The organism is Pseudomonas sp. NPDC090233, assembly GCF_044772285.1.
Lineage (GTDB): Bacteria > Pseudomonadota > Gammaproteobacteria > Pseudomonadales > Pseudomonadaceae > Aquipseudomonas.
The window spans coordinates 334,896-353,329 of the sequence record NZ_JBIVYQ010000004.1 but is presented as its reverse complement, the minus strand read 5'-3'; the positions used below and the strand labels follow the sequence as shown (position 1 = coordinate 353,329).

At 63.5% G+C, this 18,434-nt stretch carries 16 protein-coding genes and 1 tRNA gene; 11 read left to right on the top strand and 6 right to left on the bottom strand.

Annotated elements, in window-relative coordinates; translation table 11 throughout:
* Nucleotides 1-2 precede the first annotated feature (2 nt).
* From ACIQUF_RS12925 to ACIQUF_RS12915, 3 genes are all read right to left on the bottom strand, one after another.
* Nucleotides 3-440 carry a CBS domain-containing protein gene (locus ACIQUF_RS12925; RefSeq protein WP_403131853.1) on the bottom strand — a complete coding sequence of 146 codons (438 nt, stop codon included), beginning with the start codon at nucleotides 438-440 and terminating at the stop codon, nucleotides 3-5.
* A 216-nt stretch (nucleotides 441-656) separates the two neighbouring features.
* Nucleotides 657-2,387: a dipeptidase gene (locus ACIQUF_RS12920; RefSeq protein WP_403131850.1), complete on the bottom strand. Its 1,731-nt coding sequence runs from the start codon at nucleotides 2,385-2,387 to the stop codon at nucleotides 657-659.
* A gap of 161 nt (nucleotides 2,388-2,548) precedes the next feature.
* Nucleotides 2,549-2,625: transfer RNA gene (locus tag ACIQUF_RS12915), tRNA-Arg, on the bottom strand.
* A gap of 225 nt (nucleotides 2,626-2,850) precedes the next feature.
* Here ACIQUF_RS12915 and ACIQUF_RS12910 point away from each other — a divergent pair.
* From ACIQUF_RS12910 to ACIQUF_RS12875, 8 genes are all read left to right on the top strand, one after another.
* The gene (locus ACIQUF_RS12910; protein WP_403131847.1) at nucleotides 2,851-3,600 is read left to right on the top strand and encodes a GntR family transcriptional regulator; all 750 of its coding nucleotides are present in this window, start codon (nucleotides 2,851-2,853) and stop codon (nucleotides 3,598-3,600) included.
* Nucleotides 3,597-5,321, top strand: coding sequence for a fumarate reductase/succinate dehydrogenase flavoprotein subunit (locus ACIQUF_RS12905; RefSeq protein ID WP_403131845.1), 1,725 nt, complete (start codon nucleotides 3,597-3,599; stop codon nucleotides 5,319-5,321). The genes ACIQUF_RS12910 and ACIQUF_RS12905 overlap by 4 nt, the downstream gene beginning before the upstream one ends.
* 67 nt (nucleotides 5,322-5,388) lie before the next feature.
* Nucleotides 5,389-5,634, top strand: a complete 246-nt coding sequence (locus ACIQUF_RS12900) for a ferredoxin family protein (RefSeq protein ID WP_043208219.1) — start codon at nucleotides 5,389-5,391, stop codon at nucleotides 5,632-5,634.
* Nucleotides 5,635-5,753: 119 nt separating this feature from the next.
* The gene (locus ACIQUF_RS12895; protein ID WP_403131842.1) at nucleotides 5,754-7,160 is read left to right on the top strand and encodes an ABC transporter substrate-binding protein; all 1,407 of its coding nucleotides are present in this window, start codon (nucleotides 5,754-5,756) and stop codon (nucleotides 7,158-7,160) included.
* A gap of 15 nt (nucleotides 7,161-7,175) precedes the next feature.
* Nucleotides 7,176-7,952 (top strand): ABC transporter permease, encoded by a 777-nt coding sequence (locus tag ACIQUF_RS12890; protein WP_403131839.1) that lies wholly within the window; start codon nucleotides 7,176-7,178, stop codon nucleotides 7,950-7,952.
* A complete protein-coding gene (locus ACIQUF_RS12885) occupies nucleotides 7,952-8,809 on the top strand; it encodes an ABC transporter ATP-binding protein (RefSeq protein ID WP_403131836.1) in 858 nt (285 codons plus the stop codon). Before ACIQUF_RS12890 ends, ACIQUF_RS12885 begins: the two co-directional genes overlap by 1 nt.
* On the top strand, nucleotides 8,806-9,771 hold the full coding sequence (locus tag ACIQUF_RS12880) for a HEAT repeat domain-containing protein (protein WP_403131833.1): 966 nt from the start codon (nucleotides 8,806-8,808) through the stop codon (nucleotides 9,769-9,771). The genes ACIQUF_RS12885 and ACIQUF_RS12880 overlap by 4 nt, the downstream gene beginning before the upstream one ends.
* On the top strand, nucleotides 9,771-10,076 hold the full coding sequence (locus ACIQUF_RS12875) for a DUF971 domain-containing protein (RefSeq protein ID WP_403131831.1): 306 nt from the start codon (nucleotides 9,771-9,773) through the stop codon (nucleotides 10,074-10,076). The genes ACIQUF_RS12880 and ACIQUF_RS12875 overlap by 1 nt, the downstream gene beginning before the upstream one ends.
* 63 nt (nucleotides 10,077-10,139) lie before the next feature.
* On the opposite strand, the gene ACIQUF_RS12870 is transcribed toward ACIQUF_RS12875, so the two are convergent.
* Together ACIQUF_RS12870 and ACIQUF_RS12865 are read right to left on the bottom strand one after the other, a co-directional pair.
* Nucleotides 10,140-11,000 (bottom strand): ABC transporter ATP-binding protein, encoded by an 861-nt coding sequence (locus tag ACIQUF_RS12870; RefSeq protein ID WP_403131829.1) that lies wholly within the window; start codon nucleotides 10,998-11,000, stop codon nucleotides 10,140-10,142.
* Nucleotides 10,997-12,589, bottom strand: coding sequence for an ABC transporter permease (locus ACIQUF_RS12865; RefSeq protein ID WP_403131827.1), 1,593 nt, complete (start codon nucleotides 12,587-12,589; stop codon nucleotides 10,997-10,999). Before ACIQUF_RS12865 ends, ACIQUF_RS12870 begins: the two co-directional genes overlap by 4 nt.
* 297 nt (nucleotides 12,590-12,886) lie before the next feature.
* Between ACIQUF_RS12865 and ACIQUF_RS12860 the strand changes: the two genes are divergently transcribed.
* Both ACIQUF_RS12860 and ACIQUF_RS12855 read left to right on the top strand, forming a co-directional pair.
* A complete protein-coding gene (locus ACIQUF_RS12860; RefSeq protein ID WP_403131825.1) occupies nucleotides 12,887-13,930 on the top strand; it encodes an ABC transporter substrate-binding protein in 1,044 nt (347 codons plus the stop codon).
* Nucleotides 13,931-13,965: 35 nt separating this feature from the next.
* Nucleotides 13,966-14,871 carry a TauD/TfdA dioxygenase family protein gene (locus tag ACIQUF_RS12855; RefSeq protein WP_403131823.1) on the top strand — a complete coding sequence of 302 codons (906 nt, stop codon included), beginning with the start codon at nucleotides 13,966-13,968 and terminating at the stop codon, nucleotides 14,869-14,871.
* Between the two features lie 108 nt (nucleotides 14,872-14,979).
* Here ACIQUF_RS12855 and ACIQUF_RS12850 read toward each other — a convergent pair whose 3' ends face one another.
* Nucleotides 14,980-15,894, bottom strand: a complete 915-nt coding sequence (locus ACIQUF_RS12850) for a LysR family transcriptional regulator (RefSeq protein ID WP_403131821.1) — start codon at nucleotides 15,892-15,894, stop codon at nucleotides 14,980-14,982.
* A gap of 192 nt (nucleotides 15,895-16,086) precedes the next feature.
* On the opposite strand from ACIQUF_RS12850, the gene ACIQUF_RS12845 reads away from it, so the two are divergent.
* Complete coding sequence (locus tag ACIQUF_RS12845; protein WP_403131820.1) at nucleotides 16,087-18,423, top strand: TonB-dependent receptor; 2,337 nt, start codon at nucleotides 16,087-16,089, stop codon at nucleotides 18,421-18,423.
* The last annotated feature ends 11 nt before the right edge of the window (nucleotides 18,424-18,434 follow it).

Below are 18,434 nucleotides of genomic sequence, written 5' to 3'. Positions count from 1 at the left end.
GATCATTCGCCGCGGATATACTGCTCCAGCTGCTGGATCAGGTTGGCCTGTTCGGCGATGGTTTCCTTGACCAGGTCACCGATCGACAGCAGGCCCAGCAGCTCGCCGTTGTGTACCACCGGCAGGTGGCGCAGGTGGCGGTTGGTCATCAGGTTCATGCAGTACTCAAGGTTCTGTTTGAGTTCCACCGTGACCACTGGCGCGCTCATGATTTCGCGGACCGGCGTGGCCGCCGAAGAGCGGCCCTTGAGTACCAGCTTGCGTGCGTAGTCGCGCTCACTGACGATGCCCACCACTTTGCCATCCTCTACCACAGGCAGCGCACCGATGTTCTTTTCTGCCAGCTTTTTCAGGGCCTCCAAGACCGACTCATCAGGGCCGATGGTGTGCACGGTCTGATGGTGCAGCTTGGTCTTGAGGATTTGTTCGACGTTCTTCATACAGGCCTCTGCGGGTGGAAAAAACGGGCTCTTGGAGTAAATAAAGCATCCAGCACGACGCTCTGCACGGCAATGCAGGAAACGGCATGGAGGCGATTGAAAAACGTCATGGGCGATCGTCTCCGTCGGCCTCTTCGCGGCTAAAGCCGCTCCCACAGGGCAGGCGAAAATCCCTGTGGCAGCGGCTTTAGCCGCGAAGAGGCCGGCACAGCTGGCTCAAAGCTTGGGCATTTGCCCAATCCGCGCAACCATCTCGCTCACCACCTGCAAGTCCAGCATGAACTGCTCCACGGTCTTGAACTCGTTATCGTTGTGCCCGGTGTATTTCACGTCCGGCATGGCCAGGCCGAATTGCACGCCGTTGGGCAGATCGTGCACCGAGGTGGCGCCGGCAGAGGTGCCGAAGGCGTGCTTCATGCCCAGATTCTCGCTGGCCACATCCAGCAGCGCCTTGACCCATTCGCCCTCGGGGTTGCGGTACATCGGCTCGTCCAGGCTGTAGTCGAAGGCGACCGAAGTGTGGCTCTGACGGGTCCATTTACCCAGCTTGTCGGCCAGTTCGTCCTTGATCGTGGCCAGCGGCTTGCCTTTGGGAATGCGCAGGTTGACTGCCAGCTTGAGGCCTTTTTCATCCACGCCGACAAAGGTCGGTGAAGCGGTCAGCGGGCCCATGAACTCATCCTTGAAGTCCACGCCGAGCTTCTTGCCCAGGTAATCCAGGCCCCAGTTGTCGGCGGTGTAGCGGGCTGCATCGGTGAAGTGGTTTTGCTTGAGCGGCACCTGCTGGCTAAGGCCGTTGATGAAGCCAAGCATGCGCGCCACTGGGTTGACCCCAGATTCCGGCTCGGAAGAGTGGGCCGATACCCCTGTCACGGTGAGCAGCACGTGCTTGCCATCGCTCTTGGCCGCGATGCTGAAGTCGCCGCCATTGTCCTTCACGTATTTGGCGCCGGCTTGTTCGAGCTGCTTGGCCAACCGTTCCGGGTTGTCGCTGACCAGGGTCGCCACCGAGGTGGTGGGGATCTGGTTGGTGGCCAGGCCGCCGGTGAGGTTGATGATCTCTGCGCCTTCGCCGCTGCCCGGGCGCTTGCTGAAGCTGGCCATGACCGTGCCGTAGCCTTTTTCGGCGATCACCACCGGGTAGCCGCCATCGAGCGCAAGGTTGTAGGCGGGCGTGGGGTTGCGCTCGAAGTAGTAGGGGATGGCATCACCGCTGGTTTCTTCGGTGGTGTCGATCAGCAGTTTGAACTGCCGGGCCAATGGCAGGTTTTCGTCTTTCGCCACCTTCAGCGCGTACAACGCGACGACGATGCCGTTCTTGTCGTCTTCGGTGCCACGGCCGTACATGCGGTCGCCCACCAGGGTGACCTTGAACGGGTCGAGTTTGGTGCCGTCGGCCAACTTCCAGTTGTCTGGATTGACCGGCACTACGTCGGCGTGAGCATGAATGCCGACCACGTCTTTGCCGGCGCCCAGCGAGATCTCGTAGACACGGTTGTCGACGTTGCGGAAAGCCAGGCCAAAGCCCTCGGCCAGCGCCTTGATCTTGTCGGCGATCTTCAGGAACTCAGGGTTTTCGTGCTGCGGTACACCGTCGACGCTGAAGGTGGGAATGGCCACCAGTTCGCGCAGGGTTTCGGTGGCAGCCTTGCCATATTTGATGCGGGTGTAGAGGCCAAGCAGGCGGTTGATTTCATTTTGTTGCTCGGCGTTCAGCTGCTTGCCGGCGAGGTAGGCGTCGAGGGTTGCGCCAAGGTTGTCGGCCTTTGCCTGCTCGCTGTCTTTGAGTTTTCCGAGGAATTGCTTGAAGTCGCTGGGATCAGTGCCATCGAAGACTTTGACGATGGCGGCGGACTGCTGTTGGGTGAGGTTGGCCTGAGCGGGCTGAGTGAACAGGCCGATGCTGGCCAGCAGCAAGGTGGTTGTGGTGAGTTTTTTCAGATGCATGGAGGCGCGCATTCCTTCGCGAATCATTGTTATGGGATACCCGTCGAGAAAACGGGAAGGTGCCCACGCTAACACCAATGACCCATGGCACGGGAGTGCCAGAAATGCGATATGCCGCACAAACGAAAAAGCCCCGGGCACGGGCCCAGGGCTTTTTGATATGGCGCACTCGGCGGGATTCGAACCCACGACCCCTGCCTTCGGAGGGCAGTACTCTATCCAGCTGAGCTACGAGTGCAACGCGCACGCATGATACCCATCTGATTCGGTGGCGTCCATCGCCTTGATCTATGGCCCTTTTTCCTCTGGTATCGGTGGCGGCTTTTTCGCGGCTGAAGCCGCTCCCACACCCACAAAATCGCATCTATCCATATGCAATAACAGTATTTCCGTGCCCGGTCTTATGCCCGTTACTCTCTGGTCACAACTTGTTATAACAAGTCACCACTCAGCGAAGAGACCCATGGCCGAACTCCTCCCCCTGTCCCCGGTACCGCTCTACACCCAGCTCAAGGAGCTGCTGCGCGAGCGCATCCTCGATGGCACCTACCCGCCGCACAGCCGCATGCCTTCTGAAAGCGAACTGGGCAAGGCGTTCGACGTCAGCCGCATCACCGTGCGCCAGGCGCTGGGCGACCTGCAGAAGGAAGGGCTGATCTTCAAGATCCATGGCAAGGGCACTTTCGTCGCCAAGCCCAAGGCGTTCCAGAACGTCAGCACGCTGCAGGGCCTGGCCGAGTCGATGACGCAGATGGGCTACGAAGTACTCAACCGCCTGCGCAGCTTGCGCCATGTACCGGCGAATGCGCTGGTGGCGGCGCGGCTGCAGGTCGAGGAGGGCAGCCTGGTCACCGAGATCCGTCGGGTGCGCCTGATCAACCGTGAGCCGGTGTCGCTGGAGATCACCTGGCTGCCCAAGGCGGTAGGCGAAAAGCTGGAAAAGGCCGACCTGGTCACCCGCGACATTTTCCTGCTGCTGGAAAACGACTGCGGCATCGCGCTCGGCCACGCCGACCTGGCCATCGACGCGGTGCTGGCCGACAGCGATCTGACCCAGGCGCTGGACGTGGAAGAAGGCTCGCCAATCATGCGCATCGAGCGCCTCACCCACACCGCTGACGGCACCCCACTGGACTTCGAACACCTCTATTACCGCGGCGATGCTTTCCAGTACCGCCTGCGCATCGACCGCCAGAAGGGAGGCAAGGCATGAGTATCGAGATCCAGGACTACGACATCATCGTCATCGGCGGCGGCACCGCTGGGCCGATGGCGGCGATCAAGGCCAAGGAGCAGGACAAAAGCCTGCGCGTGCTGTTGCTGGACAAAGCCAACGTCAAGCGCAGCGGCGCCATCAGCATGGGCATGGACGGCCTGAACAACGCGATCATCCCCGGCCACGCCACGCCCGAGCAGTACACCAAGGAAATCACCGTGGCCAATGACGGCATCGTCAATCAGGCCGCCGTGTATGCCTATGCCACGCACAGTTTTGAAACTCTCGAACAGCTCGACCGCTGGGGCGTGAAGTTCGAAAAAGACGAGACCGGCGACTACGCGGTGAAGAAGGTCCATCACATGGGCGCCTACGTGCTGCCCATGCCCGAAGGCCATGACATCAAGAAGGTGCTCTACCGCCAGCTCAAGCGCGCCCGGGTCGAGATCAGCAACCGCATGGTCTGCACCCGCGTGCTGCTCGATGGCGAAGGGGCGGCGGCCGGTGTACTTGGTTTCGATTGCCGTAGCGGCGAGTTCCGCGTGGTCCGCGCCAAGGCCGTGATCCTCGCCTGCGGTGCCGCCGGGCGCCTCGGCCTGCCGTCGTCGGGCTACCTGATGGGCACTTACGAAAACCCCACCAACGCGGGCGATGGCTATGCAATGGCTTACCACGCGGGCGCCGAGCTGGCCAACCTGGAGTGCTTCCAGATCAACCCGCTGATCAAGGATTACAACGGCCCGGCCTGCGCCTACGTGACCGGCCCGCTCGGCGGGTATACCGCCAACAGCAAGGGCGAGCGCTTCATCGAGTGCGATTACTGGAGTGGGCAGATGATGTGGGAGTTCCACCAGGAACTCGAAGGCGGCAATGGCCCGGTGTTCCTCAAGCTCGACCACCTGGCCGAGGAAACCATCCAGAACATCGAAGAGATCCTGCACAGCAACGAACGCCCCAGCCGTGGCCAGTTCCATGCCGGGCGCGGCACCGATTACCGCCAGCACATGGTCGAGATGCACATTTCCGAGATCGGATTCTGCTCCGGGCATTCGGCTTCGGGTGTGTGGGTCAACGAGAAGGCCGAGACCAGCGTCAAAGGCCTGTATGCCGCAGGGGACATGGCTGCGGTGCCGCACAACTACATGCTCGGTGCCTTCACCTATGGCTGGTTCGCTGGTGTGAACGCGGCGCACTACGTGGTCGGGCGCGAGCTGGCCGAGGTCGATGTCGCCCAGGTCGAGCGTGAGCGTGAGCGTGTGTTCGCGCCGTTGCACCGTGAGCACGGCCTGCCACCAGCCCAGGTCGAGTACAAGCTGCGGCGCATGGTCAACGATTACCTTCAGCCGCCCAAGGTGACCAAGAAGATGGAGATCGGCCTGACGCGCTTCGCCGAGATCGAGCGTGACCTCCAGCAGATGAAGGCCAACAACCCCCATGAGCTGATGCGCGCGATGGAGGTAACGGTGATCCGCGACTGCGCCGAAATGGCCGCTCGCGCGTCGCTGTTCCGCGAAGAAAGCCGCTGGGGCCTGTACCACCACCGGGTCGACTTCCCCGAGCGCAACGATGGTGACTGGTTTTGCCATTGCCACCTGAAGAAGGGCGATAACGGCGAGATGACCAGCTTCAAGAAAGCCGTCGAACCCTACCTGATCGCCCTGGATGCCGAGGAGCAGACCGCCTACGACCGCCTGCGGGTCAAGGCGGATGCCGCCTAGATGCCACAGGGGAAAGTGCAAACCCTTACAAAAAAGGTGCCCAAGACGGCACCGAGGAAACCGTGACATGGCCTACCAGCCGCAAGAAATCTTCTTCCGCAGCAACGCCCCGGTGACCATCGACGAAGACAAGTGCATCGCCGAAAAAGGCTGCACCGTGTGCGTCGAGGTCTGCCCCATGGACTTGCTGGCGATCAACCCGGCCACGCAGAAGGCTTACATGGCTTTCGACGAGTGCTGGTACTGCATGCCCTGCGAGAAGGATTGCCCCACCGGTGCGGTGAAGGTCGACATCCCATACCTGCTGCGCTGAACCACGCCTGCCATCCGGCGAACCACCGGACGCCCACCTGCAATGCCCCTCGTTTCCCACCACCCAAGCCCGGTGGCGGAGACGATTCCAATACCTAAAACGATTCGAGGGGAATACCCATGCGCCTTGTAGCAACCGTGGCCGGCCTCGCGCTGGCGCTCGCTGGCCTGAACGCCAGCGCCGAAACCATCCGTATCGCCATCGGCACCCAGGACACCACCATCAACTGCGCCACCGGCGGCCTGCTGATTCGCGAGCTGGGCCTGCTCGACAAGTACCTGCCGCATGACGGCAAGTACAAGGATGCGCAGTACCAGATCGAATGGAAAAACTTCACCAGCGGCGCGCCGCTGACCAACGAGATGGTCGCTGGCAAGCTCGACTTCGGCGCCATGGCCGACTTCCCCGGCTCGTTCAACGGCGTCGCCCACCTGGATGCCGGCAAACGCAGCCTGTTCATCAGCGTGCTGTCGGGCAGCGTGCAGGGCAGCGGCAACGGCATCGTCGTACCCGCCGCTTCCGCCGTGCAGTCGCTGAGCGAACTCAAGGGCAAGACCATCTCCGTGCCATTCGCCTCCACCGCTCACGGCATGCTGCTGCGCGCTGTCGCCGCGCAAGGCTGGGACCCGCAGAAAGACGTGAAGATCATCGCCCAGGCCCCCGAGATCGCCGGCTCTGCACTGCGCAGCAACCGCATCGAGGCGCACGCCGACTTCGTCCCGTTCGCCGAGCTGTTCCCCAACCGGGGTTTCGCCCGCAAGATCTACGATGGCGCCCAGGCCAACGCGCCAACCTTCCACGGCGCACTGGTCGATGCCGACTACGCGAACAAATACCCCGAAGTGGTCACCGCCTACCTGCGTGCCAGCCTGGAGGCCGACCGCCTGATCGCCGCCGAGCCGGAGAAGTACAGCGAGCTGATCGAGAAGGTCACCGGCATCGAAGCCGAGGTCAATTACCTGTTCCACGGCCCGCTGGGCCTGCAGACCCGCGACCTGACCTGGAAGCCCGAGTACCGCCAGGCCGTCGCCACTTCGATCGACACCCTGAAGCTATTGAAGAAGACCGACCGTGGCCTCGACACCCGGCAGTTCATCGATGACCAGTACATCCGCGCCGCCTTCAAACAGGCGGGTGTGGATTACGACAGGGCGCTGAAGAATTATGACCCGCTGCCGCTCAAGGCCGTGGATGCGCTGACCGGTAAACCGATCACCGATTTCAGTCGCCTGGCGCAGATCTGGGTGCGCGGTGAAGACAAGGTGCGCCATTACGCATCTCCCGAGGCCGCGCTCGGTGCCTTGGCCCAACTGGAGCAAGAGGGCAAGGACATCCGCGCCATCTACGCCCAGGCTGCCGACAGCGGCATCAAGTTGCTGGCCAACCAGGCCTGGTTCGTGCGCAACGGCAAGGGCGAACTGGCCGCTTTCCTGCTCAAGGATCAGGCCGAGCAGTACGCCAAGGCCCATGGCGGTGAAGCGCTGGACTTCGTCAGCGCCAACCAGAAGCTGGTCGCCCAGCGCTGACCGGGAGGCACTTTCATGACCCGCAATCGCTGGCCCGTGCGCCTGGCATCGTTGCTCGCCTGCCTGTTGTTCTGGCAGGTGGCTGCCACTGCCAAGCTCGACTTTGGCTTGTTCACCTTCACCTATGTACCGACGCCCAGGTCTGTGCTGGAGGCTGCCTGGCAATTGCTGACTTCCAACGCCTTGCTGGCACATTTGGGCAGCAGCCTGTCGCGGGTGTTTGCCGGCTATGGTGTCGCGGCATTCTTCGGCGTGGGCCTGGGGCTGTTGATCGGCCGCTCGAAATTGGCCGAAGACACGCTGTTGCCGCCGCTGGAGGTTCTGCGGCCGATCCCGGCGGTGGCGTGGATCCCTCTGGCGATCCTGATGTTCCCGTCGTCGGAGCTGTCCATGGTGTTCATCACCTTCACCGGCGCGCTGTTCCCGATCCTGCTCAACACCGTGCACGGCGTCGAGGCGGTCGACCCGCGTCTGGTCGCCTCGGCACGCAGCCTGGGTGCCGGTCGCTGGGCGATCCTGCGTGAGGTGGTGTTGCCTGGCGCGCTGCCGAGCATCGTCACCGGCCTTGCCATCGGCATGGGCACCTCGTGGTTCTGCCTGGTCACCGCCGAGATGATCTCTGGGCAGTTCGGCATCGGCTATTACACATGGGAGTCGTACACCTTGCAGAACTACCCGGACATCATCGTCGGCATGTTGCTGATCGGCGTGCTGGGCATGGGCAGTAGCGCCCTGGTCAAGCACCTCGGCGCGCTGGCCACCCCGTGGTACCGCACGCGGAGGGCGGCCTGATGAGCAGTTATCAACAGGCCCCTGAGCCTGGGCGAATCGAAGGGCGTGGCCTGTCGATACGCCTGGGGCAGGGCGCCGATGCGTTCGAGGCGGTGCAACGCCTGGACTTTGCCGTCGCCCCCGGTGAGTTCGTGTGCATTCTCGGGCCTTCCGGCTGCGGCAAGTCCACCTTGCTCGGCGCCTTGGCCGGACACCTGGTCCCCAGTGCGGGTCAACTGACCGTGGACGACCAGGCCATCGACGGCCCATCGCCGCAACGCGGCATGGTTTTCCAGCACCACACCCTGCTGCCCTGGCGCAGCGTGCTCGACAACGTCGCCTTCGGCCTGAAGATGCAAGGCCTGGGCAAGGCCGAACGGCAGCGTCAGGCGCGTGAAATGCTGCAGTTGGTAGGCCTGGCCGACTTTGCCGGACGCTGGCCGAGCCAGCTGTCCGGCGGCATGCAGCAGCGCGCCGAGATCGCCCGGGTGCTGATCAACCGCCCGCGCCTGCTGCTGATGGACGAACCCTTCGGCGCCCTCGATGCGCAAACCCGCGCGCGGATGCAGGAGCTGCTGCTGGATATCTGGGCACGCATCCGTACCACCGTGGTGTTCGTCACCCACGACATCGATGAAGCCTTGTTCCTGGCCGACCGCATTCTGGTGATGAGCCCGCGCCCCGGGCGCTTCATCGAAGACCTGCGCCTGGATTTTCCACGCCCGCGTCGCGCCAGCTTGCTGACCACCCCTGCCTTCACCCATCTAAAGCGTCACTGCCTGGCTTTGCTGCGCCACGAGGAAGGCCGCGAACTGCCGCGCCTGACACCACTGGGGCTGCCGGACACTGACCACCCTCCGCTACGGATCGCGTTATGACTGAACGAAAAACAGACAACCCCGACATCCTTGCCCTGCTGCCGCGCCTCGAAGCCGCCGACCCAGGCGTGCGCCGTATCGCCTTGATCGAACTGGCCGACCTGGAGGATCCGGATGGCTTGCCGTGGCTGACCGATGCACTGCTGGTGGATACGGCCGACGAAGTCCGCAGCGAGGCGGCGCGGCTGCTCGAAGCCTGGGAAGAGCCCGAGGTGGTGCAGGCGCTGTGCGCCGCGTTGGCCGATACTGCCGAGCCAGTGCGCCTGGCCGCTGCGCAGAGCCTGAGCGAACTCAAGAGTCTCGAAGTTGGGCAGTTGATCCTGCCCTGGGTCAAGCACGCCGATGCATTCGTGCGCGCCAGCGCCCTGCGAGCGTTGCGCGAGTTGCGCCTGGAAGATGCCGCAGCACCGGCGCTGCTGGCCCTGGCGGATGACGATGCGGCCGTGCGGCGCGAGGCGGTGGGCATTCTGGGTTGGCTCAAACACCAACCGGCATTGCCGGCATTGGCAAGGCTGGCGCAGGCCGAGCCGGATACTGAGGTGCGCCGCGCTGCCATCGGCGCACTGGGCCTTGCGCGTGACAATGCGGTGCTGCCTGCACTGGTATCTGCGTTGAAGGATGAGGCCTGGCAAGTGCGTGAAGAAGCCGCGACTACCCTGGGTAAAGTAGGCCAGGGACAGGCTGGCCCGGCGCTGGTGGAAGCGTTGGCCGACGGCTTCTGGCAAGTACGTCTGCGTGCGGCGCGCGCGTTGGGGCGCCTGCGCTATGCCCCAGCACTCGACTCGCTTGGCGAACTGCTCGGGCATGGCATTGCCAACCTGCGCAAGGAAGCGGCCCTGGCTTTGGGTGAACTGGGCCAGGCGCGTGCGTTGCCGGTGCTGCAGGCTGCCGAGGCCGACAGCGACCCTGAGGTGCGCAAGGCGGTGCGCATTGCCCTGGCGCAATTGCGCGGGGCGGCGTGATGAATGCGCCTGTGGCGATCCGCAACCTGCGTGGGGCTGGGCAGTTGGTGCTGCAATGGGAGGATGGCGAGCACAGCATCAGCCATGCCCGCCTGCGCGGTGCCTGCCCATGTTCACAATGCCGAGCGGCGCGGATTTCGGGCGTTATTGCGGTGGTGGCCGCCGATGTGCGTGTCGAACGCGTCGAGTCGCAGGGGTATGGCGTGCAACTGGTGTTCAGCGATGGGCATGAGCGGGGGATCTATCCATGGACGTACCTGCACACGCTAAGCGGCCCGACACCGCTCCTGTGGGAGCGGCTTTAGCCGCGAAACAGACGACGCGCAGGATGGCACCGGCTTTGCCGGTGTTCGCGGCTGAAGCCGCTCCTACAGGGCAATCAGCTCCGGCCTGAGACCTTCTACTCTCCGCACCGGCGGCAGGTACCCGCCATCTCCAGTTATCTGATGCAACACCCTCTCACGCAACCCATGCAACGCCACCCCCGTGCGCAGCCTTGGGTGCGGCAGGTCGATCTCGACCACCGCCTTGATCCTTCCTGGCCGCGGCTCCAGCACCACCACCCGATCCGCCAGGTACGTCGCTTCCTCGGCATCGTGGGTCACCAGCAAGGTTGTGATCCCAGCCCGTTCGCGGATCGCCAGCAGTTCGTCCTGTAATTGCTGGCGGGTCAATGCATCCAGCGCGCCGAACGGCTCGTCCAGCAACAGAATCCGCGGGCTTGCCACCAACCCCCGTGCGATCGCCACGCGTTGTGCCATGCCACCGGAGAGCTGGTGCGGGTAAGCCGACTCGAAGCCGATCAGGCCCACCAGCAGCACGAACTCATGCACGCGGCGGGCGCGTTCGCCTTGTGTCAGCTGTTCATTGACCAGGCCCAGCGCAATGTTCTGCTCCACCGTCAGCCACGGGAACAGGCGATGCTCCTGGAACACGATGCCACGTTCGCCACCAATGCCGCTTACGGCTTGGCCATCGACGCGGATACTGCCGCTGTAGTCGGTGTCCAGCCCGACCAGCAGGCGCAGCAGGGTGGACTTGCCACAACCGGAGGCGCCGACGATGGCGATGAATTCGCCCTCGTTGATTGCCAGGTTGAAATTGCGGATGGCTTCAAGGGGCTGACCATCGACGCTGAAGACCTTGCCCACGCCTTCGAAGCTGACCAGCGCGGGCGTGGTGTCGGGTTGGTTGGCCGCCAGCAGGTGCGATGTATTGAAAGCGTTCATGCGGTTCTCCAGCGCATGGCGCGCGATTCGAGGCGTTGTCCAAGGGTGCCGAGCAGGGCGCCGACCAGGCCGATCAGCAGCATGGCGGCCATGACCTGGTCCATGCGAAACAGCTGCTGCGCGCCAATCATCAGGCTGGCGATGCCGCCGTCCGACGGCATGAAGTATTCCGCGCCGATGGTGCCCAGCCAGGCGTAGATCAGCGACAGGCGCAAACCGGCGAAAATCGCCGGTGCCGCGCCGGGCAGCACCAACAGGCGCAGGCGTTGCCACAGGTTCAGGCGTAGCGTGCGGGCAGCTTCGCCCAGTTGCGGCGAGAGGCTGGCGATGCCGCGTTGGGTGGCAATCAGCAGCGGGAAGAAAGCCGCCAAGCCAACGAACACGTTCTTGGCACCTTCGCCAAGGCCGAACCAGGCGGTCAGCAGCGGCACCCAGGCGAACAGCGCTACCTGGCGCAAGGCCGATAGGCTGGGGCCCACTACGCGTTCGGCGGAGTGAGACAGGCCCAGCAGCAGGCCGGTCAGCAGCCCCGCGCCCCCACCGAGCACAAGGCCGGTGAGGGTGCGTTGCAGGCTCAGCAGCATGGCTTGCGGCAGCGAGCCATCGGCCAGGCCAGCGAACAGTGTGTGCACGACGCCCAGCGGCGAGGTCAGGATGTTGTGATCGACCCAGCCAAGGCTGCTGCTGGCCTGCCACAGCGCCAGCAGTGCTGCTGGCAGCAACAGGCTTTGCCAGCCCTTGGGCACCGGGCCGCGCTGCTGTTCGCCGGTAGCCGGTTGCGGCCAGTACAGCAGGCGTTTTTCCAACAACGAAAAGCCGCGCTCCATCAGCGCGCCAACCAGGCCGATGACCAGAATGCACAGCAGCACCAGGTCGAGCATGAACAGCTGGCGGCCCCATACCATCAGGTAACCAATGCCTTCACTTGAGGCCAGCAGCTCCACGGCCAACAACGACGTCCAGCCGGTGGCCAGCGCCAGGCGCACGCCGGTGAGGAAAGCGGGCAGGGCCGCCGGCAGCAACAGGCGCAGGAACAGCAGGTGACGCGGCAGGCGCAAGGCCGCAGCGGCTTCACGCAGCTTGGGCTGGGCATCGCGGACACCGACCAGGGTATGCAGGGTGACCGGCACCACCACGGCTTTCACCAGCACCACCAGCTTGAGCAGTTCACCGATGCCGAAAAACAGCATGAACAGCGGAATCCAGGCCAGGGTGGGGATTTGCGCAAGTGCGACGAAGGTTGGCAGCACCAAGGTTTGCGCCATGCGCGAAGTCCCCAGCCAGGTCCCCAGCAGCAATCCGCTGGCAATCCCCGCCAGCAACCCCCAGAACAGCCGTTGCAGACTTATCCACAAGTGCCCCCAAAGCTCGCCGGTGCCAAACTCCACCGCGCTCTGCCACACCAGCGAAGGCGCCGGCAGAATCTGCTCGCTCATCCAGTGCTGCCGACTGGCCACAACCCAAAGCAGCACAATCAGCACCGGCAACAACCAAGGCAGGAGCATGGCGCGGTCAATGTGGGAGCGGCCTTGCGCCGCGAATGGGCCGCGCAGCGGCCCCCCCCGATTCCTGCTCAGAATTCCATTCATCAGCCATCTCTCGAAGCGTTTCAAGGTTATGCACTTATGGAATTAAAAATTCTCATATGCGGCTTTCAAGAGATAAGAGCATGCACACCCCGCAGGCGGAAGCCTCCCGCCGTTGCGTTTTCCTCATATTTTCCATGCGTAATCCGCAACCCGCCCGGCGAGCCGCGCAGCGCCTGATTTATGCTTTCTGGTTACTAAAAAATGAAGTTTTGATCTTTGTAGGTTCTAACCAGACCTGCCTAGCTTCTGGCCAAAGCGCCGGCCATCGCCGGTGGCAACCTGCCAAGGAGCCTTGCCATGAACACTCCGTTGCGTCACTTGATTACCGCCCTCGGGCTGGTCGGTTTCTTCGCCATCAGCGCCCAGGCTGCCGAATCGGCCAAGCCCGAGAGCATCCGTATCGCTGTACCCGACCTCAGCGCCGGCAGCAAGCACAGTGCCGGCGGCGTGGTCGATGTACTGCGCGATCAGCAACTCCTGGAAAAGGAGTTCGCCAAAGACGGCATCCGCATCGACTGGCACTTCTTCAAGGGCGCCGGCCCTGTGGTCAACGAAGCGCTGGCCAACGGCCAGGCAGACTTCGCCTACCTCGGTGACCTGGCGGCAATCGTCGGCAAGGCCAATGGCCTCGATACCCGCGTGCTGTCCGCCGGTGTGCGTGGGGTGAAAAGCTACCTGGGCGTGGTGCCGGGCTCTGGCATCAGGACCCTGCACGACCTCAAGGGCAGGCGCGTGGCGGTGTTCCGTGGCACCGCCAACCAACTGTCGTTCGCCAGCGCATTGGCCAGCCAAGGGCTGTCCGAGCGCGACCTGAAAGTGATCAACCTGGATTTCAACGCCGCCAACGCCGCGCTGGCCGCCAAGCAAATCGACGCCACCTGGGGCCTGTCCAACCTGCTCTCGCTGCGAGAGCGCGGCCTGGTCGAGTTGCCGGTCAACTCGCGTGACCTGGAGGGCGCTGGCAGCACCCAGGCCGTATTGCTGGGTACCGGTGAATTCATCCGCCAATACCCCGAGCTGGTCCAGCGCGTGGTCAATGCCCAGCAGCAAGCCACCCACTGGCTGCGCGACGAACACAACCGCGATGCCTTCGTCGACCTGGTGGCGAACAACGCCAGCTGGCCGCGCAGCATCCTCAGCGACGACCTGGCCAAAGAAGACCTCGCCCACTACTTCGACCCACGACTGGACGCCGGCTTTGTCGCCCAGTTGCAGCAAGGCGTCGACCTGGCCGCGCGCGAGCGCCTGATCCGCAAAGGCTTCCAGGTTGCTGACTGGATCGAACCGCGTTTTCTCGACGCCGCTCTGAAGCAGGAACAAGCCGTACAAGCCGCCCGTTGAATCTAACCCCGACAATGACCGCAAGGACCACGACCATGAGCAACGCAGCACTGGCCTCCGCACCGCAAGCCCTCGAACTCGATATCCACCCTGTCGCAGGCCGCATCGGCGCCGAGATCCGCGGGGTGAAACTGTCCGCCGATCTCGATGCCGCCACGATCGAAGCGATCCAGGCTGCCCTGGTGCAGCACAAGGTGATCTTCTTCCGAAGCCAGACTCATCTCGACGACCTAAGCCAGGAAGGCTTTGCCAAGTTGCTCGGTGAGCCGGTCGCCCACCCGACCGTGCCGGTGGTCGACGGCACCAGCTACTTGCTGCAGCTCGATGGCGCCGAAGGCCAGCGGGCCAACTCCTGGCACACCGATGTGACCTTCGTCGATGCCTACCCCAAGGCCTCGATCCTGCGCAGCGTGGTCGCCCCGGCTTCCGGCGGCGACACCGTGTGGGCCAACACCGCTGCGGCCTACCAGGAACTGCCCGAGCCGCTGCGCGAGCTGGCCGACAAACTGTGGGCGGTGCACAGCAACGAATACGACTACGCGAGCATCAAGCCGGATGTCGACCCGGCCAAGCTCGAACGTTACCGCAAGGTGTTCACCTCGACGGTGTACGAAACCGAGCACCCGGTGGTGCGAGTGCACCCGGTCAGCGGTGAGCGGGCGCTGCAGCTGGGCCATTTCGTCAAACGCATCAAAGGCTATTCGCTGGCCGACTCACAACACCTGTTCGCGGTGCTGCAAGGGCATGTGACGCGGCTGGAGAACACTGTGCGCTGGCGCTGGGAAGCGGGGGATGTGGCGATCTGGGATAACCGCGCGACGCAGCATTATGCGGTGGATGACTACGGTACCCAGCCACGGGTGGTGCGCCGGGTGACGTTGGCGGGCGAAGTGCCGGTAGGTGTGGATGGCCAACGGAGCCGGACGACCCGCAAGGGATAAGGCCTGGAAAACAACCCTGTGGGAGCGGCTTTAGCCGCGAAGAGAGCGACGCGATGGATGGCACCGGCTTTGCCGGTGTTCGCGGCTGAAGCCGCTCCCACTCTATTCTCAGATTTCATTGTCACAGGCAATTAACTGCCTGACCATCCCCTGCGCCAACGGCGACAACCCGTACCCCACCCGGCTCACCACCCCATAGCGGGTATAGAACGACTCTTCCTGCTCCGCCGCCAGGTCCGCCAGCTGCAGCGCCACCAACCCCTGTCCCGACTGATACGGCCGCAAATTGGCACTGCAGGCGATGCCGATGGTGTCCGAATGCAGCACCACGTTGAGCAGCGCATAGCCGTGCTCGCATTCCACCGTCGGCAGAAAATCCTGCCTGCCGCTGAGGTCGCTGAGGATCTTGCGGATGTTCGGCGGGCGGAAGGTGGTCGCCAGTGGGTAATCGAAGACATCCCGGGCATTCACCTGGTCCCGCTCGGTCAGCGGGTGCCCGACGCGGCAGCAGAAATGCCAGCGCTGCGGTGCCAGCTTATGCACGCGGTAGTCCGGGTCGGACTCGAACTGGCGGGTGTCGGCGACGAAAAATTCGATTTCCTCGGCCATCAGCTTGCGGTTCAGCGCCTGCCAGTTATCCACCTGAAAACAGGTGCGCGCCGCCGGGTATTCGGCAACGAAGCGCGCCACCGCCCGAGGCACCAGGCCGCCAGCGGGGGCCGGGCCGGAGCCGAAGCGCACCACACCGGTGGTGGCGCCGTTGAACTGGTGTATTTCGTTGACCAGGTTATGCGCGCCGTGCACCAGCCGCCGTGAGTGCTCCAGCACCAGAAGGCCCTGGCGGGTGGGGGCTAGCTCTTTGCTGGCGCGGTCGACCAGGCGGCAGCCGATGTTGTGCTCCAACGTCTGGATGCTGCGGCTGAACGCCGATTGCGACAGGTTCACCGCCGCCGCCGCAGCGACAAAACTGCGGTGTTCGACAAGGGCGATGAAGTGGCGGAGCTGGCGGAGGTCGATATGCATTTTCTACATGAAAATCTTCGGTCGAATGCAATTGATGAAGAGGGTGAGCCCCCTTATAAAGGGTGTTACTTATTCCACAAAATATGAATTACACATATTTATATCTCTTAAAAGAATATAAGCCCAACTGACCGCGATTCGGTTCCGTCAACGGAAATGCTCGCCAGGGCCAATGCCTCAAGGAGCATTTGCATGACCCGACTTTCCCGTTGGCCTGCGCGCGCGTCGCGTTTCACCTTGCAACCCTTGGCCGCTGGCGTGCTGGTGGCGGCTGCCAATGGCAGTTATGCCGAAGAGCCGACCAGCACCGTGCCTGCCGTGGATCAGGAGGCCAAGCTCGGCACCGTCACCGTCAATGCCCGCCGCCGCGAAGAAACTGCGCAAAGCGTGCCCACGCCGATCAGCGTGCTGAACAGTGAAACCCTGGAAACCCAGCGCATCTACCGTGTGCAGGATCTGCAACAGCTGGTGCCCAGCACCAACGTGGCTTATGTGCATGCCCGCCAGTCCAGCATCTCGATCCGTGGCTTGGGCAACAACCCGGCCAGCGATGGCCTGGAAGGCAGCGTCGGTATCTACCTCGACAACGTCTACCTCGGCCGCCCCGGCATGGCGGTGTTCGACCTGCTTGATGTCGAGCAGCTGGAAGTGCTGCGCGGCCCGCAGGGCACGCTGTTTGGCAAGAACACCACGGCCGGGGTGTTGAACATCACCACGCGCAAGCCGACCTTCCACCGCGAAGGCAGCATCCAGCAGTCCATCGGCGAAGACGGCTACCTGCAGACCCAGGGCAGTTTCTCCGGGCCGATCAGCGAGACCCTGGCCGGACGCATCAGCGCCTACCGCACTGAAGACGACGGCTACGTAAAGAACATCCACAACGGCGATGACCTCAACGGCGGCAAGCGCCAGGGCTTTCGCACCCAGTTGCTGTTCCAGCCGAGCGAAACCTTCAACCTGCGCTGGATCGGTGAGTACAACGAAGAGGACTCCAACAACGGCATTCTCAGCCTGTACAGCACCGGGCCGACCATCAATGGCGTCAACCGCTACGAAAGCCTGGCCGCGCAGGCCGGCGCCACCCTGGTGTCGGGCAAGGACCGCAAGGTCAATTTCGATGCCGACCAGCAGGTGACGGTTTTCCAGGGCGGTACCTCGGTGGAGGCCAACTGGACCCTGCCCAACGATTTCACCCTGACCTCGATCACCGCCTACCGATGGTGGGATTTCACCCCGCGCAATGACGATGGCCTCGACGTGCCGGTGTTCTACAGCGCTGGTGTATCGGTGCGCGACAAGCAGTACTCGCAGGAGATCCGCCTGGCATCGCCCACCGGAGGCGCCTTCGACTACGTGCTCGGCGCGTACTACTTCAAACAGGACTTGGACAACACTTCCTTCACTTACTATGGCCCGCAGGCGGATGTCTGGAACCTCACCCCGGCAGGCGCCCTGAACAACGTCAACACGATCGGCGACGGCCACATCGATACCGACAGCTATGCGCTGTTCGCCCAAGGCACCTGGCATGTGACAGACCGCCTCGACTTCACCGCCGGCATCCGCGGCACCTATGAAGAGAAGAGCGCCTGGGTAACCCGCGATGCGCCAAGCGGCGGCGCGGCGGTGACTGGAGCCGCGGCAGCGGCGCGCCAGGGCAGGGTGGGCGCCTACGATTCCGGCGACCTCAACCAGTACAGCTTCAGCCCTTCCGGCCTGCTCGGCCTGAGCTACCGCTTCAACGAGCAGTTGCTGGGCTATGCCACCCTGACCCACGGCGAAAAGTCCGGCGGCATCAACCTCACCGTCGGCGCGGCGCCACGGCTGGGTACCGACTCGCTGCTGGTTGGCACCGAGCGGGTGAACAACGCCGAAGTCGGCCTCAAAAGCACCCTGCTCGACGACCGGCTGCAGCTCAACGCCAACCTGTTCTGGGCCGAAGTGCATGGCTACCAGGCCAACGTCTACGACCAGGTCAACCGCGTGCAGTACCTGGCCAACGCCGGCCAGGTGCGCTCGCGGGGCCTGGAGTTCGAAGCGACGGCGCTGCCGATTCGCGGCCTGACGGTCAACTTCAACGGCTCGTGGAACGACGTGCGCTACACCGAGTACGACGATGCGCCATGCCCGCCTGAGGTAAGCCTGGCCAATGCCACCGCCACCTGCGACTTGTCCGGCCACCAGGTGGTCGGCGCCTCCAAGTACATCGCCAACCTCAACACCCAGTACAAGTGGCAGGCCACCGAGCACGTCGAGCCTTACGTCACTGCCAGCTATGCCTTCCGCTCGAAAGCGGTCGGCACCATCGACGATTCCGATTTCGGCCAGATTCCCAGCTATGCGCTGGTCAACCTCTCCGCCGGTGTGCGCCTGGACCAGGGCGACGGCGTGGTCGACCTGTCGCTGTGGGTGAAGAACGCCGGAGACAAGACCTATTTCACCAGCCTGTGGAACTCCGCCAACGGTGGTTATGCCGGCGTGCTCGGTACCCCGCGCACCTTCGGCGCCACCGCCCGTTACGACTTCTGAGCACAAGGAGC